The following is a 24,611-nucleotide window of genomic DNA, read 5'->3' as shown; positions in this document are numbered from 1 at the left end:
GCCGAAAGATTACATGCTGGAAATAGGATGCCGACCGCAAAGAAGCAACAACCGGTTGTTTCCGCTCAACTCGGAAAATCGGCGGAAATGCTGGTTTCCTTCCAAGCCTCGATCTGCGCCAGCCTCTCCTTCAGCTTCTGCGTGACGCCGTTATAGGCGATCGCGCCGAGCACCAGATGGCGGGGCGGGTTCTCCGCCTCGGCCGCCGCGATGATCGCCTCGCCGGCGCGAACCGGATCGCCCGCCTGCCTGCCGCTGATCTCGGCAGTGGATTTCAACCGCGCACCGGCGGTCTCGGCATATTCGGTAATGCGGCTCGGCGTCTGCCTCAGCGAGCGGCCGGCCCAGTCGGTGCGGAACGGGCCCGGCTCCACGCAGGTCACCTTGATGCCGATCGGCGCGCCCTCGGCGGCAAGCGCATCGGAAAAGCCTTCGACGGCATGCTTGCTCGCCGCGTAATAGCCGGAGCCGGCAAAACCGATGAAGCCGGCCTGCGAGGTGATGTTGATGACGTGGCCGCGCCGGCGCGCCCGCATGCCCGGCAGCACGGCGCGCGTCATGGCGAAAAGTCCGAAAACGTTGGCATCGAACTGGGCGCGGATCTCATCTTCTTCGCCCTCCTCGAGCGCCGCCTGGTAGCCGTAGCCGGCATTGTTCACCAGAACGTCGATACGGCCGAACTTTTCCTCGGCGGCCTTCGCCGCCGCGGCGATCTCGCCGGCATTCGTGACGTCGAGATCGAGGGCCAGCGCATTCCCGCTGCCTTCTGCAAGATCGGCGACACGGCTTTTGTCGCGCGCGGTCACCACTGTCGGCCAGCCTCGGGCGATCGTGAGCTTCGCCAGTTCCCGGCCGAAGCCGGTGGAGCAGCCGGTGATGAACCAGACGGGTGCGGAAACGTCAGTCATGGGAGATTCTCCGTACGAGGGGGCGGATCGAGAAGGGAATGGCAGGTGAGATACGGGAAAGATAGGAACGCAAAAAAGGACGGCAAGGCATCGCCTCGCCGTCCTGTTACTTTAAACGTCCTCTGAGGAGGTGGTCAGTCGCTGACGCGTTCGACGACAGCGCCGCAACGGGTGAGCTTCTCTTCCAGACGCTCGAAACCGCGATCGAGATGGTAGACGCGGTTGACCATGGTCTCGCCTTCCGCGGCAAGGCCGGCGATCACCAGCGATACGGAGGCGCGCAGGTCGGTCGCCATCACGGGCGCGCCCTTCAGCCGCGCGACACCCTCGACGCGGGCCGTCTGGCCTGAAAGCGAAATCTTCGCGCCGAGGCGGGCAAGCTCCTGCACATGCATGAAGCGGTTCTCGAAGATCGTCTCGGTGATATTGGAAACGCCCGAAGAGCGGGTCATCAGCGCCATGAACTGCGCCTGCAGGTCCGTCGGGAAGCCCGGGAAAGGCTCGGTCGTGATGTCGACCGGCTGGATGCCATTGCCGTTGCGCACGATGCGCAGCCCGCTTTCCGTTTCGGTGATGTGGGCGCCGGCCTGCCGCAGCGTGCCGAGCGCGCTGTCGAGAAGCGTCGCATTCGTGCCCTCGAGCGTCACGTCGCCGCCGGCCATGGCAACCGCCATGGCATAGGTGCCGGTCTCGATGCGATCGGGCAGCACGCGGTGGCGCGCGCCGGAAAGCGAGGGAACGCCCTCGATGGTGATCGTGCTCGTGCCGGCGCCTTCGATCTTCGCTCCCATGGAGGTGAGGCAGCGGGCGAGATCGACCACTTCCGGCTCGCGGGCGGCATTTTCGATCACCGTCGTGCCGTTGGCGAGCGTCGCCGCCATCAGCAGCACATGGGTGGCGCCGACCGAAACCTTCGGGAACGTGTAGCGCCCACCGGTGAGGCCACCCTTGGGAGCGGTGGCGTTCACATAGCCGCCGTCGATCTCGATCTCGGCGCCCAGCGCCTGCAGGCCTTCAAGGAAGAGATCGACCGGACGCGTGCCGATGGCGCAGCCGCCGGGCAGCGAAACGCGCGCCCTGCCCTCGCGGGCCAGAAGCGGGCCGATCACCCAGAAGCTCGCGCGCATCTTCGAAACCAGCGCATAGGGCGCGGTCGTATCGGCGATGGTGCGGCAGGTGAAGTGGATGGTGCGGGCATAGCTGCCGCTCTGGTTTTCGCGGCGGCCGTTGACGGTGAAATCGACGCCGTGATTGCCGAGGATGCGCAAAAGCAGCTCGACATCGGCAAGATGCGGCACGTTTTCGAGCGTCAGCGTATCGCTCGTCAAAAGCGAGGCAATCATCAAGGGCAGCGCCGCGTTCTTGGCGCCCGAGATCGGGATCGTGCCGTTAAGTTGGTTGCCGCCGGTAATTCTGATGCGATCCATGGGGGTTCAACGGGCGGGGCCCGCCTCTCTTTCTTGTCGAGCGCGAAAGGAAAGGGCGTCCTTAGACGAATTCCCGCGCGGCATCAATCTTTGATGATCCAGGTTAACAGGAGGTATGAATGGGCAGTTCTGGTGGTGGCCGGCATTGGTCAGGATGATTCGTCCGTTTTTGCGGCAGGAAGCCCGTTCGCCATATCGGCCTCGCCGGCGCGGCGGGCGCGGGCCTGGCCTTTGCGTCGCTGGAGGGTTTCCCGAAGCTTTGCGGAGGCGCGCGCCTTGCGGGCCTGCTCGCGTTCGTCCGCCGCGCGCCGCCGCGCTTCCCGATCGCCGGAATGACCGCCCTCAGCCTCGGAAATCTTCGTCTCGTCGTCTTTCACCATGCCTCTTTCCTTAGCGAAAAAACCGGATTTCTCAAAGTGCCATGCGGGTTTTCCCGCGCCTCATCAAAATAACTTCCAATTTGCGGCTTGCGCTCTCCGCCAAGCTATGGCAATAGCCCCCTCGCCTGACGACACGCCCCGATCCGGGCGAGGCCGAAGCTGCTATAGCTCAGGGGTAGAGCACTCCCTTGGTAAGGGAGAGGCCGAGAGTTCAAATCTCTCTAGCAGCACCATTTTTTCCTATCCCCTTCCATGTTCCGCTCCAGCAAGTCATCCGGGCTGTGGGACCATTGCGTCTTGCCGCAAAAAACCACGGCCGCGCGAGGCGGCCGTGGTCCAATCCGATCAGGCGTTGGCGCCGCCGTCTATGGTCAGCGATGCGCCGGAGACGAATTTTCCTTCAGGCCCAGCGAGCCAGGCGACCAGGCCGGCAATATCCTCCGGCTCGCCGAAGCTGCCGGTCGCGATACGCTCCCGCTGCGGTTCGGAATGATCGCCGCCTGCGGGGTTCATGTCGGTATTCGTCGAACCGGGATGGACGACGTTGACCGTGATGCCGCGCGGGCCGAGGTCTCGCGCCAGCCCCTTCGTCAGGCCGATCAGCGCGGCCTTGCTCGCCGAGTAGAGGCTGATGCCCGGCCAGGGCACCAGTTCGGCCAGATTGCTGCCGATCGAGATGATCCGCCCGCCTTCGCCAAGGTGGCCCGCCGCCGCGCGAACGGCCACGAAAGGCGCACGCAGGTTGACGGCCATCACTTCATCGAAATCCGCAACGCTCGTTTCTCCGAGCGGCGCGGCGTGCCAGATGCCGGCGCTGTTTACCAGAATATCCAGTTTGCCGAAGGTCTCGACCGTCTTGCGGACCGCCTGTTCGATCGCTTCGGCCTCACGGTTGTCCGCCCGGATCGCAGCCGCGCGACCGCCCGCCTTCTCGATTTCGCGGACCACCTGCTCCGCCTTGTCTGCTGAATTCACATAGGTCAGCGCCACCGTGGCACCCTCTGCCGCAAGCCTTTTGGCGATCGCCGCGCCGATGCCCCGGCTGCCGCCGGTCACGAGGGCAACCTTGCCATCCAAGTTGATCGAGGTCATGCAAAACTTCCTTTTTTTTGTAGTGAGCAATACATAATTAACTGTAGCGCTTGCCAGACCGCGTCAAGAGATTTATTTATCGATCATTACAAAAAAGAGCTGAGCCATGCCCGAAAGAGGCCGTCCCCGCAGTTTCGACCGTAACGCCGCGCTGGAGAGCGCGATGCAGGTCTTTTGGGAGAAGGGATATGAAGGCGCGTCTCTGGCGGACCTCACCGCCGCCATGGGCATCAATCCGCCCAGCCTCTATGCCGCATTCGGGTGCAAGGAAGCGCTCTATCTGGAAGTGATGGAACTCTATAGCCGCACCATCGGCATGGAAATCTGGTCCTCGCTGGAGACCATTGCGACCATCAAGGAAGCCCTGAACGGCTTTCTGCTCGCGACAGCTAAGGCTTATTCGCAGCCGAACCAGCCGCACGGCTGTTTGATCGCACTCGGCGGCCTACATTCCGGCGAAGTGACGAAGCCGATCTGCGGCGCGTTTTGCAAGCATCGCGCGGACAGCATCGTGAAACTCCGCCAACGGTTGCAGCGCGCCGTGGCGGAGGGGGAATTGCCTGCGTCGATCGACGCGGAAGCGATCGCGACCTTCTACGCAACCGTGCAGAACGGAATGTCCATCCTCGCCCGTGACGGGGGAGATTACAGGGCGCTCAAGCATGTGGCCGATGGCGCCATGGCGGCCTTCGACGCCCTGACCGGCAGGTGACGCCCCTCAGAACCTCGCCGAGGCGAGCCGGTTCTGAAGCGTCCTGAGATCTTCGGCCTTTTTCGCCGCCAGACCCTTCTCCCAGGCGATCGCCGTTTCGACGATAAAATCGAGATCGTCATGACGCGGCGTCCAGTCGAGCAGGCGGCGGGCCAGGGTGGAATTCGCCACCACGCTCGCCGCATCGCCCGGACGGCGCGGCCCATAGCGGATTTCGAACTTGCGGCCCGCGCCCTTCATCACCGCCTCCAGCACTTCCAGCACGGAATAGCCCCGGCCATAGCCGCAATTGGCGACCAGCGGCTCGCCGCCGCGCCGCAGATAGCTCAACGCCTTCAGATGTGCGTTCACGAGGTCGGCGACGTGGATATAGTCGCGGATGCCGGTGCCGTCCGGCGTCGGATAATCCGTGCCGTAGACATCCACGCCGCGACGTTTCCCGAGCGCCGCCTCGCAGGCGATCTTGAGGAGATGGGTGGCGCCTTCCGTGGAAAGTCCCGTGCGGCCGACCGGATCGGCGCCCGCCACGTTGAAATAGCGCAGCGCCACGAAGCGGAAATCATGGGCCTGGGCCGCATCGCGCAGCATCAGCTCGGACATCAGCTTCGATTGGCCGTAAGGGTTCTTGGGAAGAAGCGGCGCGCTTTCCAGCACCGGGGCGTCGTCCTTCTGGTCGCCGTAGACGGCGGCGGTCGAGGAGAAGACGAAGTGGCGGATGCCGGCCTCGACGGCGGCGGCCGCCAGAAGACGGGTGTTGCCGGTATTGTTCTCATAATAGTCGAGCGGCTGGGCGACCGACTGCGGAACGACGATGGAGCCTGCGAAATGCAGGATCGCGTCGATCCCGTTCTCCGTAAATATCCGGTTCAGGACCTCGCGATCGCCGACATCGCCGAGATAGAAGCGCGCTTCCGCGGGCACCGCCCAGCGAAAGCCGGTGGAGAGCCGGTCGAGCACGACCACTTCCTCGCCGGCATCCAGCAATGCCCAGGCCATGTGACTGCCGATGTAACCCGCGCCTCCGGTAACCAGAACCGCCATTTCGATGCTTCCCCGCCTCTTGTCGTCGAGGCATCGAAGCATGCGGTCCGTGCAGCAATGATTACTCCGGCGGGTGCCGCTCAAGTATATCTGAAGGCAGGGCTAACCGCCGATTTCCGGAATCGTTCGGATTTTAGCGATCCGCCCTAGGGTCAAAACTCAATTAGAGTTTGGAGCGCGGTATGAGGGAAAATCGTTCAGTTCTAGGAGGCAAATCGATGGCGGGGCTCAACCCCGTCGAGATTTGGCGACGCGGAAATGGGCGATTTTCACCATATCCCTTCGGGACGCGGCGGATTTCGCGCCTTGCTGCGTCGAAGGCTCCTAGTGGAGTTATGCTCCACGTCGGTTCCTTCTCCTTGCCATCCACGAAATCCGGCTCGCGCCGCGCCCGAAACCTAATTGAATTTTGACCCTAAAGCTTCAGAATATAGTCGCGGAGTCGGCCGGCAGCCTCTTCCACCTGACGCGGATCACGCAGGAAGCAGGCCCGCAGGAAGAGCTCGCCTCCCTTGCCGAAGGCGGAGCCCGGCGCCAGCACCACGCCCGTCCTGTCGATGATGTCGAGCGCCGTGCGGCGGCTGTCCGTCACGCCGTCCACCTTGAGGAAGGCATAGAGAGCGCCATCGGGCTTCAACGTCTCGACCCGGTTGGTGGCGATCAGCGCATCGCAGAGGATGTCGCGCGAGCGGGTCGCCCTGTCGATATTGCCGCGTACGAAATCGTCGCCTTGATCAAGCGCCACCACCGCGCCGCGTTGCATGAACTGCGCCACGCCGGAATTGGAATACTGGATGAGGTTTTCGATCACCTGGCCGAGTTCGGGCGGGGCGACGATCCAGCCCACGCGCCAGCCGGTCATCGACCAGTTCTTGGAAAAGGAATTGGCGAAGAGCACCCGGTCTCCCTCCTCCATGATATCCATGAAGGAAGGCGCGCGCGGCGCATCGCCGTAATAGTAGAGAGCGTAGATCTCGTCGGCGATGATCCAGAGGCCATGCTTGCGGGCGAGCGCCAGGATATTCTCGAGGTCTTCCCGAGTGGCCGTCCAGCCGGTGGGGTTGGAGGGCGTGTTGATGAAGAGCGCCCTGGTGCGCGGCGTCACCAGCGCTTCCAGCTTTTGGAGGTCGAGCGACCACCCCCCGTCCTTGAAGTCGAGCGGCAGGCCGACGGCCCTGGCTCCGGAAATCTCCACGGCGGAAACGATGTTCGGCCAAGCGGGCGAAAGATAGATCAGTTCGTCGCCCGGAGAGGTCACGGCCTGCACCGCCAGCATGATGGCGTGCATGCCGGAACCTGTGACATAGAAATGTTCGACCGGCAGCGAGACGGAGAAGTGGCGGGCGTAATAGCGCGAAAGCGCCTCGCGAAGCTCCGGAATGCCGCGCTGCCAGGTGTAGAAGGTTTCGCCGGCCAGCAGCGCATCGCTTGCGGCCCGATTGATGAAATCGGGGCTCGGCAGATCGCCCTCGCCCGCCCAGAGCGGGATCAGCCCCTCCCGACCCCGGGCATAGGTGATGACCTCCACGATGCCGCTTTCGGGCGCTGCGAGGGCACGGGGGCTGAGGCTGCTGACGATCGACATGGAAAATCCCTTCAAGGTTTTCATGTCTTTTAGCGCAGCCGCCTCACGAATTCCCATGAGAATCCGTGAGGCCAATATTGATATATGTGATCATTCCGCCGATCAGCGGGTCTTCAGGAGATCGCGGATCTCGGTGAGGAGCTGCACGTCGGCCGGCGGCGGAGCGTCCGGTTCCGGCTTCTTCTCTTCCATCGCGCGCAGCCTGTTCACGGCCTTCACCATCAGGAAGATGATCCAGGCCAGGATCAGGAAATTGATGAATACGGTAATGAAGCTGCCATAGGCGAAGACGGCGCCCTGTTCGCGGGCGGCGGCAAGGCTCTGCGCGGTTACGTTGCCGGAAAGCGGCAGGAAGTAATTGGAGAAATCGAAACCGCCGCCCGTGATCGCACCGACGATCGGCATCACGATATCGTTCACCAGCGAATTGACGATACCGGTGAAAGCCCCGCCGATGATGATACCGACCGCGAGATCGATGACATTGCCCTTGGCGATGAATGACCTGAATTCGCTGATCACTGACATGCTTGCCCCTTCCTAGATGGTAAAAAGTTCCAGGTCGCAACATAACGCAGTTGTGCGCGGTTGAAAGGCCGCAACCGCACTAAAAACCGGATGTTATAGGACTTTTTGCCAAGAAGGCGCCGATTTCCAAGCCTTCGATTTTCCCTTAGAGTCCACCCGTCAGCCTTTTCTTGGCGGAGGAACCATGCTTCCAGGCTGGGTTATCCTGGTGTCGGCATTCGCCTATATCCTGCTGCTTTTCGCGGTGGCGAGCTATGGGGACCGGCGGAGCCGTCGGCTCGGCGTGCCGGTGAACGGCCGGCCGGTGGTCTATGCGCTCAGCATTGCGATCTACTGCACGTCCTGGACCTATTTCGGCGGCGTGGGCCTCGCTTCCCAGCGTGGCCTCGAATTTCTCGGCATCTATATCGGGCCGATCCTCGCCTTCACGCTCGGCATGCCGCTCATCCGCCGGATCGTGGAACTCGCCAAGGCGGAGAAACTGACCTCGGTCGCGGATTTCGTGGCTGCCCGCTACGGGAAGAACTCGACCGTGGCGATGATCGTCTCCGTTATCGCGCTCGTCGGGGCGATCCCATACATCGCCCTGCAATTGAAGGCGGTTTCGAGTTCCGTTGCCGTCATGGTCGATCCGTCCGACTACGGCATCGGCAGCGGCAATCTCTATTTCCTCGATCTCGCGCTGATTATCACGCTGCTGATGGCCTGTTTCGCGGTGATGTTCGGCACCCGCCATACGGATGCGACCGAGCATCAGGACGGGCTGATCCTGGCCGTCGCGATGGAATCCGTCGTCAAGCTGCTCGCCTTCGCGACGGTCGGATACTCGGTCGTCTTCGTCCTCTTCGACGGCCCGGCCGACCTGTTCGCCAAGGCATCGGAAAACCTGCTCGTCACCTCCGCGCTCTCCTACGAGACGCCGCTCAGCCGCTGGGCGGTGCTGATCGTGCTGTCGGCCTTCGCGATCATCATGCTGCCGCGGCAGTTCCATGTGACGGTGGTGGAAAACCGCACGCCGCAGGAGCGGAAGGTCGCGGGCCTGCTCCTGCCGCTCTACCTCATCGCCATCAATCTCTTCGTGCTGCCCGCCGCGATCGCCGGCCTCATCACCTTCGGGGGAGTCGGAGATGCCGATCTCTACGTGCTGACGCTGCCGCTCGCCGGCGAGCTTCCGGTCGTCACCCTCATCACCTTCATCGGCGGGGTATCGGCCGCCACCGCCATGGTGATCGTCGAATCGGTGGCGCTCTCGATCATGGTTTCCAACGACATCGTGATGCCGGTCTTCCTTCGCCACAAGCTGATGCGGCGCTCCGGGCATCGTGAGGATTTCGCCAAGGTGCTGCTGCGCATCCGGCGCACGGCGATCTTCGTGGTGCTGATCCTCGGCTATGGCTACTATCGCGGCGCAGACAGCCAATCGGGGCTCGCCTCGATCGGGCTGCTCGCCTTCGCGGCGATCGCGCAGATCGCGCCAGCCCTCCTGGGTGGCCTTTTCTGGCGCAGGGCCAATGCGCGCGGCGCCATCCTCGGCATGTCCTTCGGCTTCTTCGTCTGGGCCTACCTGCTTTTCGTGCCGAGCCTCGGCGGACCGGACAATTCTCCCATCGCCGCCACCGTGCTGGCCTTCCTGTTTCCGGGGAGTTCGATCTTCTCCGGTCCGGAAACCGATCCTTTCGTCAACGTCACGCTCTTCAGCCTGATGCTCAACACGCTCGCCTTTGTGGTCGGCTCGCTGTCCCGCAACCCGCGGCCGGTGGAGCGCATCCAGGCCGGCATTTTCGTCAAGCGTCACACCCGCTCGCAATTCGCCACGCGCGGCTGGAAGACCCGCGTCAGCGTCGGCGACCTGAAAGCCGCGATCGCCCGTTATCTCGGCGAGGAGCGCATGCGGCGTTCCTTCGCCAATTACGAAAGCACGGCCGGGCGCAGGATCGACGACGACCAGCCCGCCGACATGGCGCTGGTGCACTTTTCCGAACAGCTCCTCGGCAGCGCGATCGGCTCGTCCTCGGCCAGGCTCGTGCTCTCGCTGATTCTGCAGAAGGCCGAGGATACCAATGCCGATACGGCCTGGCTGCTGGATCAGGCGAGCGAGGCCCTGCAATACAATCAGGACATGCTGCAGACGGCGCTCTCGCAGATGGACCAGGGCATCGCCGTCTTCGACAGCGACCATCGGCTGACGATCTGGAACCGCCGGTTCCGCAATCTCCTCGACCTGCCGGAACAGGTGGGCCAGGTGGGTTTTCCGCTCTCCGATATCGTCTCCATCCTTTCCGAGCGCGGGGATGTCCCGGCCGAAGACCAGACAGAGGTCATCCGTCATTTCCAGACCCTCGATGCGCCTTTCGCGCTGGTACTTTCCGGCGGCGAGCGGATCATCGAGGTGCGGTCGAACGCCATGCCGGACAAGGGGATCGTCGCGACCTTCACCGATATTACCGAACGCGTCGCAGCCGACCGGGCGCTGAAGCAGGCGAACGAAACGCTCGAACAGCGGGTGGAGGAACGCACGGCAGAACTTACCCGCGTCAATCGCGAACTGGGGGAAGCGCGCGCCTCGGCGGAGGAGGCCAATATCGGCAAGACGCGCTTCTTTGCCGCCGCCGGCCATGACATCCTGCAGCCGCTGAACGCCGCCCGCCTCTATTCCTCGGCGCTCGTCGAACGGCTCGGCGCTTCGGAGAACAGCCCGCTCGTGCGCAATATCGATTCCTCGCTCGAATCGGTCGAAACCATCCTGGGCGCCGTGCTGGATATCTCCCGGCTCGACACCGGCGCCATGAAGCCGCGCTTCACATCCGTGCCACTCGATGATCTCCTGAAACGGATCGAGACCGATTTTTCGCCCATGGCGCGCGAGAGGAAGCTGAAATTCACCGTCGTGCCGAGTTCGGTGAAGGTACGCTCGGACGCCAACCTGCTGCGCCGCCTCATCCAGAACCTCGTCTCCAACGCGATCAAATACACGATCGACGGCAAGGTGCTCATCGGCGCCAGACGGCGCGGCGACCATGTCATGATCGAGGTGCTCGATTCCGGCATCGGCATACCGCCCTCCAAGTTCCGGACCGTCTTCAAGGAATTCGCCCGGCTGGACGAGGGCGCGAAGACTGCATCCGGCCTCGGGCTCGGGCTTTCGATCGTCGACCGCATTTCCCGCGTCCTGAACCATCCGGTGCAGCTTTCCTCGAGCCCCGGCAAGGGCACGATCTTCCGCGTGCGGGTGCCGGTCGATCTCGCCGCACCCAAGGCGGTTCGCGGCGCCGAAATGACGGAAGGCAGGAGCCGTTCGCAGCCGCTCAACGGGCTTCGCGTGCTCTGCATCGACAACGAGCCGAGGATACTCGAAGGCATGGCGCTGCTCGTCTCGGGCTGGGGCTGCACCGTGGGCCAGGCCGAATCGCTTGCGGCCATCGACCAGATCGCAGCCCGGCGGGAACCGCCGCCGGAGGTCATCATTGCCGACTACCACCTCGACGACGGCGACGGCATCGAGGCCATCCTGATGCTGCGCTCGCTTTACGGCGCGGAAATCCCGGCACTCGTCATTACCGCCGACAGAACGCCGGAAGTGCGGGCCGAGGCGGAAAAGCACGATATCGGCGTTCAGCACAAGCCGGTTCGCCCGGCAGCACTTCGCGCCTACCTGACGCAGGTCGCGAGCGTCAAACGGGTTGCGGCGGAATAACGCAGTCCACAGCCCCGCCTGCCCTGTTCATCCCACAGTCATCACGTAGTGTTTACGACCGATCCTGCCTAAACCGTCGTATGGCGGAACCCTCCCGGTTTCGTGACGTTTAGGCGCGTAACCCTGGCCCACAGAGGCCTTACGAACCGAGCGGCGCTCCCAAAGCCTTCGGTACGGCAAAAATGGAGACCGCGAAACGATGAAGCGCTTTGATATTATTGACGGTATGCGAGGCTACTTCCTCGTTTTCATGTTGATAAACCATCTCGTCTTTGCTGGCGGCTATTGGCTGGTGAGCATCAATCACAACCAGCTCGCCTTCGTGGAGGATGCTCAAGGGTTCGTTTTCCTGTCCGGCCTGCTGATCGGCATGGTCTACGCCAAGAAAATGGCGAAGAACGGCTATGCCGTGGGCAAGCAGCTGATCTATGGGCGCGCCTTCGAGCTCTATCGCTATGCGATGGGCATCGTGATCGCCGTCATGGTGGCGCAGATGTTCCTGCCCGGCGCCTATACGATCTGGTTCAACTGGCTCGGCTATACGACGTTCGACGATCCGCTGCGGCTCGCCGCGATCGCGACCTTCCTGTTCCAGCCGACCTTCATGGACATCCTGCCGCAATACGTCATCTACATGCTCTTCGCACCGATGCTGGTGAAGCTCGTGCTCGAAGACAAATGGGCTTATGTGCTCGCCGGTTCGATCATCGTCTGGATGGCGGGCCAGCTCGGCCTGCAGCAGGTCGTCACCGGCCCGTTGAACCAACTCGTCATGGGAGCGGACGACCAGGGCATCCGCGTGTCGTTCAACCTCCTCGGCTGGCAGATCGTCTTCTATTCGGCGCTCGTGCTGGGTGCGATGACCACGACCGGCAAGATCGACTGGAAGAAGATCCTGACACCGGAAAACACCTTCATCCCGAAGATGGCGCTGTTGATCGTGCTGTTCTTCCTGCCGCTGCGCATCATCACGGCGCATAACCTGATGCCCGGCTTCATGGTGGGCAAGTTCGCCACGATGGAAATCCGCGCCGATTTCGGTCCGGTCTATCTCTTGAACTTCGCCGCCGTGGCAGCGCTCGTCACCTGGCTTCTGGTCGCCGGTCCGAAGCATCCGAGCGCCTGGGTGCAGAAAGTGGCCGCGGCGATCACCTGGGTCTTCTCGATCCGGTTCCTGCAGCTTCTCGGCCGCCATTCGCTCTACGTCTATGTCTGGCACGTGGCGATCGTCTATGCCGTCTATTATTTCGACGGCCGCTCGCCGGAACTCAGCCAGATGACCAAGACGGCCATCGCCCTGGTCGGGGTCGCGCTTCTCGCGCTGCCCGCGCTCTGGCGGGAACGCGACAAGCTCTTCGGCATCGGCGGTCAGCAGTCGGGCGAGGCGCGCACGGAGCATGCCAAGCCGCAGCAGATGGTCATCAGGTAAAACAAACTTGGGGAGGTGAGCTCAGATCACCGCTCTCTTCCGTCATCCTCGGGCTTGTCCCGAGGATCTATCCACGTCTGATGTTGGCAGATGCGCGGGACAGGCCTGAGCGTCTAACCACTCCCATGAATTGATCGTGAGTAGATCCTCGGGACAAGCCCGAGGATGACGGGAACAGAGAGAGCGACGGTGTCACGTCACCGCGCCCACCTGCCACGGCACGAATTCGTTGTCGCCGTAGTCGTAGATCTCGCTCAGCGTCTTTTCGCCCGAGGCGACTGCGATCACCTGCTCGAAAATCCTCGTCCCGGACTGCTCGATCGTCTCCTCGCCGGTGACGATGCCGCCGCAGTTGAGATCCATGTCCTCCTTCATGTGCTCGTACATTTCGGAGTTGGTGGCGATCTTGATGCAGGGGGCCGGCTTGAAGCCCGAGACCGAGCCGCGGCCGGTGGTGAAGCAGATGACGTTGCAGCCGCCGGCGACCTGTCCGGTCACTGCGACCGGATCGTAGCCCGGCGTATCCATGAAGACGAAGCCGGGCTCCGTCACCGTCTCGGCGAACTCGTAGACCGCCTTCAGCGGCATGGAGCCGCCCTTGGCGACCGCGCCGAGCGACTTTTCGAGAATTGTGGTCAGCCCACCGAGCTTGTTGCCGTGCGAAGGGTTGTTGTTGAGCTCGTCACCGTTGCGGGCGGTGTAATCCCGCCACCATTCGATGCGCTGCAGCAGCTTCTGGGCCACTTCCGGCGTCACCGCGCGGCGGGTAAGCAGATGTTCAGCCCCATAGATTTCAGGGGTTTCGGAAAGCACCGTCGTGCCGCCATGGCGCACGATCAGATCGGAAGCATGCCCAAGCGCCGGATTGGCGGAAATGCCGGAATAGCCGTCCGAGCCGCCGCATTCGAGCGCCAGCTTCAGCTTCGAGAGGGGCTGCGGCGTGCGCCTTGCGGCATTCACCGCCGGCAGCATTTCCTTGATGATTTCGATCGCCGCATCGATCGTCTTCTTCGTGCCGCCATATTGCTGGATGGTCATGGTGCGCAGCCGGTCGCCCTCCTCCATCCGGTAATGTTCGAGGATCGGCGCGATCTGGTTGGTCTCGCAGCCGAGCCCGATCATCAGGATGCCGCCGAAATTCGGATGCCGCGCATAGCCCTGGATGGTGCGGATCAGCAGCCGGTAGCCTTCCGACTTGTTGTTGAGCGCGCAGCCGCCGCCATGGGTGAGCGCCACGACGCCATCGACATTGCCGAAACCTTCCAGCCCGCCCATGCGGTTGAAATAATCGGCGATGTAGCGCGAGACGGTGGCGGAACAGTTCACCGAGGAAATGATGCCGATATAATTGCGGGTGCCGGCGCCGCCGATGCCGCGGTCGTAACCCATGAAAGTGCGCCGCTCGCCTTCCGGCAGCATGCCCTTTTCCTCGATATCGACGCTGAACTGATGTTCGTGTTCGGACGGCAGCATGGCGAGGTTGTGCAGATGCACATGGCTGCCCGGCTCGATATCCTGCGTGGCAAGGCCGATCACCTGGCCGTATTTCTTCACTTCATGGCCAGCCGGGATGCGCTTGATCGCGACCTTGTGGCCGCGGCCGATCAACTCGCACGCCGTCAGATCACCGTAGCCGACCGGTTGGCCGGGCTGCACGGAGCGGCGCACCACGCCGACATCGTCGGCTGCGTTGAGAATGATGATCGGCGATACCATGACGTCCATGTTCACTCCCTCCTCCCCCGGAGGATTTTAATCTGTCTATTCGTCTCGAACGCAGCTCAGCGCGGCTCGTTTTCCATCCAGCGGCGCTTCGATTCCTCCAGATGCGCATGCATCATCGCCTGGGCGAGAAGCGGATCGTGCGCCTCCAGCGCCGCATAGATCGCCTCATGCTCTTCCAGCGCGCGGTGCCAGGTATCCGGCGTCTCGAAACGCGTCCTGATCTGCGCCGAAATCGGGCTGTGCCGCTCGTCGAACAGATCGCCGACGATATGGGCCAGCACGGAATTGCCGCTCTGGGTGGCGACCGTCAGATGAAAGAGCCGGTCCTGATCGAGCGGCTTGCGGCCCGCCTCGATCTCGACGCGCATGGTATCGAGGATCTGGCGAAGCGATTTCAGCCCCTCACCCGTGACCCTCGCCGCCGCGGCCAGGATCACGGCTCCCTCGACGGCGGCGCGCGCCTCCATCAGCTCCACCGGGCTTTCGCCCATGGAGCCGGTCTGCCAGGTGCGGCGCTCGGACTCGGCCGTCACGTAGATGCCCGATCCCATGCGGATTTCGACGCTGCCGTCGATTTCGAGCGCGATCAGCGCCTCGCGCAGCGAAGGCCGGGAAACGCCCAATTGCTGGGCAAGCTCACGCTCCGCCGGCAGCCGCGCGCCGGCCGGAAAATGCCCGCCATTGATGAGGGTGCGTATCTGGTCCGCGATCTGCTGGTACAGCCTTCGCGGCTCCGCCGCCTTGATTGATCCGTTCATCTTTTTGCCGCGCTGGATAACGTGGCCTTACCATAGTCATTGTGTCGGACGAGAGCAAGGAGGAAAACATATGATTGATTTACAAGGATATTTATCCAGACACCCAATCATCATGGACCGGCCTCGCGTCACCCATCCTCCTCGCGGAGATAATTGGCTTGACCAGTTCAGTCATCGGGTTTAACCAATAGGATCAAAGCCGGCGGGTGGAGCTAGTCCGGCTGTTCAAGGCCATCGCGGCACGGGAGGAGTTCCATGGGAGGATCAGCCGGACACGGCATGCATGCGCCAGCCCATGGCCTTGGCTCCGAGGAGAGATCCAAGGCCGGCGAGCCGCTGCTGAGGCTCGACGGCATCACCAAGGAATTTCCGGGCGTCCGCGCTCTCTCCGACGTCCATTTCGACCTGCGGCGCGGCGAAGTGCATGCGGTCTGCGGCGAAAACGGCGCCGGTAAGTCGACGCTCATGAAGATCATCAGCGGCGTCTATCAGGCCAATGCCGGCAGGATCGTCTACAAGGGCGAGGAACGCAGCTTCTCCTCTCCGCTGGAGTCGGAAGCTGCCGGCATCGCCATCATCCATCAGGAACTCAACCTCGTTCCGCATCTCTCGGTGGCGGAAAACATCTATCTCGCCCGCGAGCCGCGTCGCGGATTCCTCGTCGATCGCAAGAAGCTGAAGGCCGATGCGAAGCGCTGTCTCGATAGGCTCGGCGTCGATATCGATCCCGATGCGCCGGTGCGCAGCCTTTCGGTTGCCCAGTGCCAGATGGTGGAGATCGCCAAGGCGCTGTCGCTCGATGCGGAAGTGCTCATCATGGACGAGCCGACCTCTTCGCTCACCGAGCAGGAAACCCGCCTTCTCTTCAAGGTGATCCGCGACCTGAAAGCCGCCGGCGTCGGCATCGTCTACATCTCCCACCGGCTGGACGAGATGGCGGAAATCGTCGATCGCGTCACGGTCTTGCGTGACGGCCGCTATATCGCGACGGACGATTTTGCCGCCACCACGGTGGACGCCATCGTCGCGCGCATGGTTGGCCGCTCGCTCGAAGACAAGTTTCCCGACCGGACTTCCACACCTTCCGACGACATCATCTTCAAGGCCGAGGGGCTTACCCGCTCCGGGCTTTTCCGCGATGTCTCCTTCACGCTCCGCCGCGGCGAAATCCTCGGTTTTGCCGGGCTGATGGGCGCGGGACGCACAGAAGTCGCGCGCGCCATCTTCGGCGCCGATCCGCTCGATACCGGCACCGTGACCCTGCACGGCGAGACGCTTTCGATCAGCTCGCCGCGTGACGCGATTTCCGCCGGCATCGCCTACCTTTCCGAAGACCGCAAGGCGCAAGGATTGGCGGTGAAGATGCCGGTCGACGCCAACATGACGCTCGCCAACATGGACGAGGTCTCGAACGGTTTCGGCCTCATCGATTTTGCCAAGCATGAGAAGGCCACCAAGGATTATGTGAGCCTTCTCAATATCCGCACGCCTTCCATCAAGCAGCCGGTGCGGCTGCTTTCGGGCGGCAACCAGCAGAAGATCATCATCGGCAAATGGCTGTTCCGCAAGTCGAAGGTGCTGTTCTTCGACGAACCCACCCGCGGCATCGATGTCGGCGCGAAATTCGCGATCTACAAGATCATGGATGAGCTTGCCGCCGAGGGCATCGGCGTCGTTCTCATCAGTTCGGAACTGCCGGAAACCCTCGGAATGACCGATAGGGTCGCGGTTTTCCATAACGGACGCATCACCGGCATCCTCGAGACCCGCAAGACCGACCAGGAAGAAATCATGCGATACGCGTCCGGCTACGCGCGATCGAATTGAGGCATAGCATGGCTGAGATTACCGAAACTCCGAAGCAGAAGAGCGTTTCGCTGAACGACCGGCAGAAGGACATCATCCAGAAGTTTGCCGCACTCGGCAGCCTTTTCGTGCTGATCGCCGTCTTCTCGTTCACGAGCAGCGCCTTCTTCACCGTCAACAACGGCATGACGGTGGCGCTGCAGGTCACCTCGATCGCCCTTCTCGGCATCGGCGCCACCTGCGTCATCATCACCGGCGGCATCGATCTTTCCGTCGGCTCGGTACTGGCGCTTTCCGGCGTGGTTGCGGCGCTGGCCGTCAAGGAATGGAGCATGCCGGTTCCCGTCGGCATGCTGCTCGGCATCCTGACCGGCTCGCTCTGCGGCTGGATCAACGGGTTTGTGGTGACGCGACTGAAACTGCCGCCCTTCATCGCCACCCTCGGCATGATGCTGATCGCCCGCGGTGTGGCGCTCGAAATCACCGGCGCCCGCGCCGTCTCCGGTCTCGGAGAGTCCTTCGGCGTGCTCGGCAACGGCTCGTTCCTGCGCATCGTCAACATCGGCGACGACGGCTTTCCGACCGTCGTATTCCCGGGCATTCCCTACCCGGTCATCCTGATGGTGGTGATCGCGATTGCCGTCTCCTTCATGCTGAACCGTTCAGTACTCGGGCGGCATATCTATGCGGTCGGCTCGAATGCCGATGCCGCGCGCCTTTCCGGCGTCAATGTCAGCCGCGTCGTCAGCTTCACCTATATCTTGTCGGGCACGCTCGCGGGGCTGACCGGCTGCGTGCTGATGTCGCGCCTCGTCACCGCTCAGCCGAACGAGGGCGTGATGTACGAGCTCGATGCGATCGCCAGCGCCGTCATCGGCGGCACCTCGCTGATCGGCGGCGTCGGCACGATTTCCGGCACGGCGATCGGCGCCTTCGTCATCGGCATTCTCCGGAACGGCCTCAACATGAATGGCGTCTCCGCCTTCACGCAGCAGATCATCATCGGCCTCGTCATCCTGGTCACCGTCTGGATCGACCAGCTACGCAACCGCCGATGAAGAGAAGGCAGCGCGGACCTTTTTCCGCGGCATACAGAAAGAGTGACAGGGAGTGAGGAGCTCCCGAAAACCGGCCGGTCAGGCCAATCGAAGTAGGAGGAAGAAATGAAGAAACTTGCAGCCGCGCTGCTGACATCCGCGATCGCGCTTGCCGCGATCCCGGCTCAGGCCGGCGAGATCGCCGTCATCGTCAAGACCGTGAACTCCACCTTCTGGCAGAACGTCCAGAAGGGCGCTGATGCCGCCATGAAGGAGGCCGGCGGCGAGGACACGATGACCTTCCAGGGTCCGGCCGCGGAATCGGCGATCGCCGATCAGGTCAACATGGTCGAGAATGCCGTCAACCGCGGCGTCTCCGGCATCGTGCTCGCCCCATCCGATCCGGATGCGCTTGTCCCGGCCGTAAAGAAGGCCTGGGAAGCCCGCATCCCGGTCATCATCATCGATTCCATGCTGGCCGAGGGCTCGGAGCAGTATTACCAATCGTTCCTCGCCACCGATAACAAGAAGGCCGGCGAACTGGCCGCCCAGGCGTTGATCGAAAAGGTCGGCACGGAAGGCAAGATCGCCGTCATGTCTTATGTGGCAGGTGCCGGTTCCGAGATCGGCCGCGTCGGCGGCTTCACCGACTACATCAAGGCGAACTCGAAGCTCGAAATCGTCGGCCCGTTCTATTCGCAGTCCCAGATGGCGACCGCACTCAACCAGACGACCGATGTTCTCGCCGCCAATTCCGACCTCAAGGGCATCTTCGGCGCCAACGAGCCGACTGCGATCGGCATGGGCCGCGCGCTGAAGCAGTCCGGCAAGGCTGGTCAGGTGGTCGCGATCGGCTTCGACGGCAACCAAGATCTCCAGGAATTCGTCAAGGACGGAACGCTCGCCGGCATCGCGGTGCAGGGTTCCTTCCAGATGGGCGAACTCGGCATCCAGACCGTCAAGAAGGTGATCGGCAAGGAAAAGGTCGAGAAGTTCGTCGATACCGGCGTGGTCGTCGTCACCAAGGACAATATCGACAAGCCGGAAGCTAAGAACGTCCTTTACTGATCCTCCCGCTGGCGCGCATCGCGAATGGTGCGCGTCCCTTTTATGACTTCAAGGATTTGCAGATGAACGTCGCCGATAAACGCGCCCTGCCCCATCGCCCGGTCGAAGTCACCCTCATGGGTCTCGGCTGCGCGCAGATGGGAAACCTCTATCGCAAGACCGCTTATGAGGAATCGGCCGGCGCTTTCAAGGCATCCTGGGATGCGGGCATCCGCTATTTCGATACCGCTCCCTTCTACGGCTTCACGCGATCGGAACGCCGGCTCGGCACGATGCTGACCGATCTGCCGCGCGAGAGCTATACGCTGAGCACCAAGGTCGGCCGTGTGATGACGCCGGACGAGACGGTCGGCCCCGAGGAAGACGGCTATGTCGAGCCGCTGCCGTTCCGGCCGGTCTACGACTACAGCTATGACGGCATCATGCGGTCCTTCGAGGCGAGCCAGCAGCGTCTCGGCATCTTGAAGCCCGATATTCTCTATATCCATGATATCGGCCGCATGACCCATGGCGACCGCCACGAACACTATTGGAACCAGTTGATGGCAGGCGGCGGCTTCCGCGCGCTCGGCAAACTGCGCAACGAGGGTTCGACCAAGGCCATAGGCCTCGGCGTCAACGAATGGGAAATCATCCGCGACGCCATGCAGGTCTTCGATATCGACGTCTCGATGCTTGCCGGCCGCTATACGCTGCTCGAGCAGCAGAGCCTCGCCTTCATGGACGATTGCGCCGAAAAGGGCGTGGCGATCGTCGTCGCCGGTCCCTTCAATTCCGGCATCCTCGCCGGCAACCGAAAATTCAACTATGCCGACGCGCCGGCCGAAATGATCGCCCGCGTCGATGCGCTGCACGCCGCCTGCGAAGAAGAAGGCGTCAGCATGCAAGCCGCGGCCCTGCAATTCCCGCTCGCGCATCCGGCCGTCGTCACGATCGTTTCCGGCGCCCGCACCGCCGAACAGATCAAGTCGAATGTCGACTGGTTTTCCGAAACCATCCCTGCCTCCTTCTGGACACGGCTCAAGGAACGCGGGCTGATCGCCGAAGGCGCGCCGGTGCCGGGCGAAGGAGCCTGATCCCATGCGGATCGATGCGCACCAGCATTTCTGGCGGATCGCCGACCGGGTGGGCCAATGGCCTCCAGCCGAACTTGCCGCGATCCATCGCGACTTCATACCGGAGGATCTCGAACCGATCCTTGCCGAGGCAAAAGTCGATGGCACCGTGCTGGTGCAGACCATGGAGAGCGAGGCCGACACCGATTTCATGCTCGACCTTGCCGACCGCCATCCCTTCATTCTCGGCGTCGTAGGCTGGACGGACCTCAAGGCGGCCGATGCCCCGGCCAATATCGCCCGGCTGGCGCAGCATCCGAAGCTGAAAGGTTTTCGGCCGATGCTGCAGGACATCGCCGACGACAATTGGATCGACGATCCGGCGCTCGATCCGGCCATCGCAGCCATGCAGGAGCATGGGCTTGTCTTCGATGCGCTGGTTCTGCCCCGCCATCTCGACCCGCTCATCGCCTTCGCCGGGCGGCATCCCGAGCTGCCGATCGTCACCGATCACGGCGCCAAGCCGCTGATCGCGGAGGGCCGGTTTGTCGGCTGGTATTCGCGGATGAAGGCGCTCGCCCAATTGCCGAACCTCCACTGCAAGCTTTCCGGCCTGCTGACCGAAGCCGGGGACCAGAAGCCGCAGGCTGTGCGGCCCTATGCCGAGACCATTCTCGATCTCTTCGGTCCGGAACGAGTGATCTGGGGCAGCGACTGGCCGGTGCTCCGGCTTGCCGGCGACTACCAAGCCTGGCTCGCGCAATGCCTCGATATCGTGCCGGCCGAACAACACGACGCCGTCTTCGGCGGCAACGCCAAATCCTTCTACCGGCTGGGCGCCTCCCACCCATCCGCTTCCTGACAGGTTGAAATCATGCTGACCATCATCTGCGATTCCCCCGGCAAGCTTTCCGCCATCGACCGACCCAAGCCAGCGCGTGGCGAAGGCGAGGTTCTGGTAAAGCTCCGGCGGATCGGCGTCTGCGGCACCGATCTCCACATCTTCACCGGCAACCAGCCCTACCTCTCCTATCCGCGGGTGATGGGGCACGAACTTTCGGCGACCGTCGAGGAAGCACCCGCCGGCAGCCGACTCAAGGCCGGCGACACGGTTTCGGTCATTCCCTATATCTCCTGCGGCCATTGCAGCGCCTGCCTCAAGGGCAAGACCAACTGCTGCCGCAATATCGGCGTGCTCGGCGTCCACCGCGACGGCGGCATGACGGAATATCTCTCCCTGCCCGAGCAATTCGTGCTGAAGGCGGAGGGTCTGTCCGTCGATCAGGCCGCGATGGTCGAATTCTTGGCGATCGGCGCCCATGCGGTCGCCCGCGCCAAGGTCGAACCCGGCCAGAAGGTGTTGATTGTCGGCGCCGGACCGATCGGCATGGCGGTGGCAATCTTCGCCCGCCTCAACGGCGGCGAAGTGACGCTGATCGACGGCCGCGCCGACCGGCTGGAGTTCGGCAGGCGGCATCTCGGCGTAGCGCATACCGTGCAGCTCGGCTCCGGCGATACGGAGGAGCTTTCCAGGATCACCGGCGGCGATTTCTTCGACGTCGTTTTCGATGCGACCGGCAATCCGAAGGCCATCGAGCGCGGCTTCTCGCTCGTCGGCCATGGCGGCACCTATGTGCTGGTCTCGATCGTCGCGAGCGACATCACCTTCTCCGATCCGGAATTCCACAAGCGGGAAACGACCCTGCTCGGCAGCCGCAATGCGACGGTCGCGGATTTCGAGCGGGTGATGGAGGCGATGCGCGCCGGCGAGGTGCCGGAAGCGCTCATCACCCACCGGATGACGCTTGCCGAGGTGCCGGAACGCTTCGCGGGCCTCACCGACCCCGCTGCCGGCGTGGTCAAGGCGCTGGTGGAAGTCTGAGGAGAACACGATGCAACGCATGGGCATGGTGATCGGTGTGCGGCCGGAAATGATCGCCGAATACAAGCGGCTGCATGCCGCCGTCTGGCCGGAAGTGCTCGACCTCATCAGCCGCGCCAACATCAAGAACTACACGATCTTCCTGCGCGAGCCGGAAAACCTGCTCTTCGGCACCTGGGAGTATCACGGCACGGATTTCGAGGCCGACATGGCGACAATCGCCGCCGACCCGAAAAATCAGGAATGGTGGTCCTTCACGATCCCCTGCCAAAAGCCGCTCGAAAGCCGTAAGGAAGGGGAATGGTGGGCGATGATGGAGGAGGTTTTCCATCACGACTGACCGCCGGACCGACTGGACAAGATCGAGGATAGAATGACCAAGACGCTCGAAGGAAAGACCGTACTCATCACCGCCGCCGCGCAAGGCATCGGCGGGGCCAGCGCCGTCGCGTTTGCCAAGGCCGGCGCCACGGTTCATGCGACCGACATCAACGAAAAGGCGCTCGCCGAACTCCCGAAGCTTCCCAACCTGACGGCGACGAAGCTGGACGTTCTGGACGAAGCCGCGGTCACGGCCGCGGTCGAAAAGATCGGCAAGGTCGATATCCTCTTCAATTGCGCCGGCGTCGTACATGGCGGCTCGATCCTCGAAATGAAGGACAGCGATCTCGAATTCGCCTTCGATCTCAACGTCAAGGCGATGATCCGCACCATCCGCGCCGTGCTGCCCGGCATGCTGGAGCGCAAGGACGGCTCGATCATCAACATGTCCTCGGTCGCCTCCAGCGTGAAGGGCGTGCCGAACCGCTTCGCCTACGGCGTCACCAAGGCGGCCGTCGTCGGGCTTACAAAGGCGGTTGCCGCCGACTACGTGGCGCAGGGCATCCGCTGCAACTGCATCTGCCCCGGCACGGTCGAAAGCCCTTCGCTGCAGGACCGCATGCGCGCCCAGGGCAATTACGACGAAGCCCGCGCCGCCTTCATCGCCCGCCAGCCTATGGGCCGGCTCGGCACGCCGGAGGAGATCGCCGATCTCGCCGTCTACATCGCCGGCGCTACCTACACTTCCGGCCAGGCCTTCGCGATCGACGGCGGCTGGACCATTTGAGTCACACCATAAAGAGAGACCCATGACCCGCATCACCGATCTTCGCGTTTTCGATCTGCGCTTTCCGACCTCGCAAAGCCTCGACGGTTCGGATGCGATGAACCCGGACCCCGACTATTCGGCGGCTTACGTCATCCTCGATACCGATAGCGAGGGGCTTACGGGCCATGGGCTTACCTTCACCATCGGCCGCGGCAACGACATCTGCTGCATGGCGATCAAGGCCATGCGGCACCTGGTCGTCGGCCAGGAACTCGAAGCCTTCCGCGCCAGCCCCGGCAAGTTCTGGCGGCATCTGACCAGCGACAGCCAGCTCCGCTGGATCGGCCCGGACAAGGGCGCCATGCACCTTGCCACCGGAGCGGTCGTCAACGCCTTCTGGGACCTTCTTGCCAAGCAACAAGAAAAGCCTGTCTGGCAGCTCGTCTCCGAGCTTTCGGCGGAAGAAATCGCCGATATCGTCGATTTCCGCTACCTCACCGACGTGCTGACCCGTGAGGAGGCCGTCGCGATCTTGAAAAAAGCCGAGGCCGGCAAGACGGAGCGGATCGAGACGCTGAAGCGCGAAGGCTATGCCTGCTACACGACTTCGGCCGGCTGGCTCGGCTATCCGGAAGAAAAGCTGCGCCGTCTCTGCAGGCAAGCCGTCGATGCCGGCTTCAACCACGTCAAGATGAAGGTCGGCCGCGATCTGGAGGACGATATCCGCAGGCTGACCATCGCCCGCGAGGTGATCGGCCCCGACCGTTACCTGATGATCGACGCCAACCAGGTATGGGAAGTCGATCAGGCGATCGATTGGGTCAAGAAGCTCGCCTTCGCCAATCCCTTCTTCATCGAGGAGCCGACGAGCCCCGACGATGTCGCCGGCCACCGCAAGATCCGCCAGGCGATCGGTCCGGTGAAGGTCGCGACCGGCGAGATGTGCCAGAACCGCATCATGTTCAAGCAGTTCATCGCCGAAGGCGCGATCGATATCGTGCAGATCGATTCATGCCGCATGGGCGGGCTGAACGAGGTGCTGGCGGTGCTGCTGATCGCGGCGAAATACAATCTCCCGGTCTGGCCGCATGCGGGCGGCGTCGGGCTTTGCGAATATGTCCAGCATCTTTCGATGATCGACTATGTCGCGGTTTCCGGCACCAAGGAAGGCCGCGTCATCGAATATGTCGATCACCTGCACGAGCACTTCGTCGATCCCTGCGTCATCCGCAACGCCGCCTACATGCCGCCCTCGCGGCCGGGCTTCTCGATCGAGATGAAGCCGCAGTCGATCGCGGACTATACATTCAGGGGGTAGTTTCGGGGTCTGCCCCTCATCCGCCTGCCGGCACCTTCTCCCCGTTCTGACGGGGAGAAGGACGCGCGTGGCACTC

At 62.8% G+C, this 24,611-nt stretch carries 21 protein-coding genes and 1 tRNA gene; 13 read left to right on the top strand and 9 right to left on the bottom strand.

The annotated features are described in order from the left end of the window. Positions 1–65 precede the first annotated feature (65 nt). From YH62_RS11025 to YH62_RS11015, 3 genes are all read right to left on the bottom strand, one after another. Positions 66–908, bottom strand: coding sequence for an oxidoreductase (locus YH62_RS11025; protein ID WP_046794210.1), 843 nt, complete (start codon positions 906–908; stop codon positions 66–68). A gap of 134 nt (positions 909–1,042) precedes the next feature. Next, on the bottom strand, positions 1,043–2,335 hold the full coding sequence (gene murA, locus YH62_RS11020; RefSeq protein ID WP_046794209.1) for a UDP-N-acetylglucosamine 1-carboxyvinyltransferase: 1,293 nt from the start codon (positions 2,333–2,335) through the stop codon (positions 1,043–1,045). Between the two features lie 149 nt (positions 2,336–2,484). After that, positions 2,485–2,715, bottom strand: a complete 231-nt coding sequence (locus tag YH62_RS11015) for a hypothetical protein (protein WP_046794208.1) — start codon at positions 2,713–2,715, stop codon at positions 2,485–2,487. A gap of 158 nt (positions 2,716–2,873) precedes the next feature. Here YH62_RS11015 and YH62_RS11010 point away from each other — a divergent pair. Continuing rightward, positions 2,874–2,948, top strand: a tRNA-Thr gene (locus YH62_RS11010). Positions 2,949–3,060: 112 nt separating this feature from the next. Here YH62_RS11010 and YH62_RS11005 read toward each other — a convergent pair. Continuing rightward, complete coding sequence (locus tag YH62_RS11005) at positions 3,061–3,807, bottom strand: 3-oxoacyl-ACP reductase family protein (protein ID WP_046794207.1); 747 nt, start codon at positions 3,805–3,807, stop codon at positions 3,061–3,063. Positions 3,808–3,913: 106 nt separating this feature from the next. Here YH62_RS11005 and YH62_RS11000 point away from each other — a divergent pair, with 106 nt between their 5' ends. Next, the gene (locus YH62_RS11000; protein WP_046794206.1) at positions 3,914–4,519 is read left to right on the top strand and encodes a TetR/AcrR family transcriptional regulator; all 606 of its coding nucleotides are present in this window, start codon (positions 3,914–3,916) and stop codon (positions 4,517–4,519) included. A gap of 6 nt (positions 4,520–4,525) precedes the next feature. Here the strand turns inward: YH62_RS11000 and galE are convergent, their stop codons facing one another. From galE to mscL, 3 genes are all read right to left on the bottom strand, one after another. Further along, on the bottom strand, positions 4,526–5,560 hold the full coding sequence (gene galE, locus YH62_RS10995; protein ID WP_046794360.1) for a UDP-glucose 4-epimerase GalE: 1,035 nt from the start codon (positions 5,558–5,560) through the stop codon (positions 4,526–4,528). Positions 5,561–5,975: 415 nt separating this feature from the next. After that, a complete protein-coding gene (locus tag YH62_RS10990; RefSeq protein ID WP_046794359.1) occupies positions 5,976–7,145 on the bottom strand; it encodes a pyridoxal phosphate-dependent aminotransferase in 1,170 nt (389 codons plus the stop codon). 102 nt (positions 7,146–7,247) lie between these two features. Further along, the gene (gene mscL, locus YH62_RS10985; RefSeq protein WP_046794358.1) at positions 7,248–7,667 is read right to left on the bottom strand and encodes a large conductance mechanosensitive channel protein MscL; all 420 of its coding nucleotides are present in this window, start codon (positions 7,665–7,667) and stop codon (positions 7,248–7,250) included. A 190-nt stretch (positions 7,668–7,857) separates the two neighbouring features. Here mscL and YH62_RS10980 point away from each other — a divergent pair, with 190 nt between their 5' ends. Continuing rightward, positions 7,858–11,367 carry a PAS domain-containing hybrid sensor histidine kinase/response regulator gene (locus YH62_RS10980; RefSeq protein WP_046794205.1) on the top strand — a complete coding sequence of 1,170 codons (3,510 nt, stop codon included), beginning with the start codon at positions 7,858–7,860 and terminating at the stop codon, positions 11,365–11,367. 199 nt (positions 11,368–11,566) lie between these two features. Further along, entirely contained in the window at positions 11,567–12,796 is a 1,230-nt protein-coding gene (opgC, locus tag YH62_RS10975; protein WP_046794204.1) for an OpgC domain-containing protein, read from the top strand. Between the two features lie 192 nt (positions 12,797–12,988). On the opposite strand, the gene YH62_RS10970 is transcribed toward opgC, so the two are convergent. Together YH62_RS10970 and YH62_RS10965 are read right to left on the bottom strand one after the other, a co-directional pair. Then, positions 12,989–14,521: an altronate dehydratase family protein gene (locus tag YH62_RS10970; RefSeq protein ID WP_046794203.1), complete on the bottom strand. Its 1,533-nt coding sequence runs from the start codon at positions 14,519–14,521 to the stop codon at positions 12,989–12,991. A gap of 56 nt (positions 14,522–14,577) precedes the next feature. Continuing rightward, positions 14,578–15,279, bottom strand: a complete 702-nt coding sequence (locus tag YH62_RS10965; protein ID WP_046794202.1) for a FadR/GntR family transcriptional regulator — start codon at positions 15,277–15,279, stop codon at positions 14,578–14,580. 279 nt (positions 15,280–15,558) lie between these two features. Here YH62_RS10965 and YH62_RS10960 point away from each other — a divergent pair, with 279 nt between their 5' ends. The 9 genes from YH62_RS10960 to YH62_RS10920 all read left to right on the top strand — a co-directional run bounded on the left by YH62_RS10960 (position 15,559) and on the right by YH62_RS10920 (position 24,535). After that, positions 15,559–17,106, top strand: a complete 1,548-nt coding sequence (locus tag YH62_RS10960; protein WP_046794201.1) for a sugar ABC transporter ATP-binding protein — start codon at positions 15,559–15,561, stop codon at positions 17,104–17,106. Between the two features lie 8 nt (positions 17,107–17,114). Further along, positions 17,115–18,143 (top strand): ABC transporter permease, encoded by a 1,029-nt coding sequence (locus YH62_RS10955; RefSeq protein ID WP_046794200.1) that lies wholly within the window; start codon positions 17,115–17,117, stop codon positions 18,141–18,143. A gap of 105 nt (positions 18,144–18,248) precedes the next feature. Next, positions 18,249–19,190: an ABC transporter substrate-binding protein gene (locus YH62_RS10950; protein ID WP_046794199.1), complete on the top strand. Its 942-nt coding sequence runs from the start codon at positions 18,249–18,251 to the stop codon at positions 19,188–19,190. 62 nt (positions 19,191–19,252) lie between these two features. Continuing rightward, on the top strand, positions 19,253–20,266 hold the full coding sequence (locus YH62_RS10945; protein WP_046794198.1) for an aldo/keto reductase: 1,014 nt from the start codon (positions 19,253–19,255) through the stop codon (positions 20,264–20,266). Between the two features lie 4 nt (positions 20,267–20,270). Further along, positions 20,271–21,107: an amidohydrolase family protein gene (locus tag YH62_RS10940; RefSeq protein ID WP_046794197.1), complete on the top strand. Its 837-nt coding sequence runs from the start codon at positions 20,271–20,273 to the stop codon at positions 21,105–21,107. 12 nt (positions 21,108–21,119) lie between these two features. Further along, complete coding sequence (locus tag YH62_RS10935) at positions 21,120–22,127, top strand: zinc-binding alcohol dehydrogenase family protein (RefSeq protein WP_046794196.1); 1,008 nt, start codon at positions 21,120–21,122, stop codon at positions 22,125–22,127. A 10-nt stretch (positions 22,128–22,137) separates the two neighbouring features. Continuing rightward, the gene (locus YH62_RS10930) at positions 22,138–22,467 is read left to right on the top strand and encodes an L-rhamnose mutarotase (protein WP_046794195.1); all 330 of its coding nucleotides are present in this window, start codon (positions 22,138–22,140) and stop codon (positions 22,465–22,467) included. Positions 22,468–22,500: 33 nt separating this feature from the next. Further along, on the top strand, positions 22,501–23,235 hold the full coding sequence (locus tag YH62_RS10925; protein ID WP_046794194.1) for an SDR family oxidoreductase: 735 nt from the start codon (positions 22,501–22,503) through the stop codon (positions 23,233–23,235). A 22-nt stretch (positions 23,236–23,257) separates the two neighbouring features. After that, the gene (locus YH62_RS10920) at positions 23,258–24,535 is read left to right on the top strand and encodes an L-fuconate dehydratase (RefSeq protein WP_046794193.1); all 1,278 of its coding nucleotides are present in this window, start codon (positions 23,258–23,260) and stop codon (positions 24,533–24,535) included. Positions 24,536–24,611: the final 76 nt, after the last annotated feature.

Source organism: Rhizobium sp. LC145 (assembly GCF_001005825.1).
Classification (GTDB): domain Bacteria; phylum Pseudomonadota; class Alphaproteobacteria; order Rhizobiales; family Rhizobiaceae; genus Neorhizobium.
The sequence above is the reverse complement of the archived record's forward strand: the minus strand, read 5'-3'. Positions and strand labels throughout refer to the sequence as shown.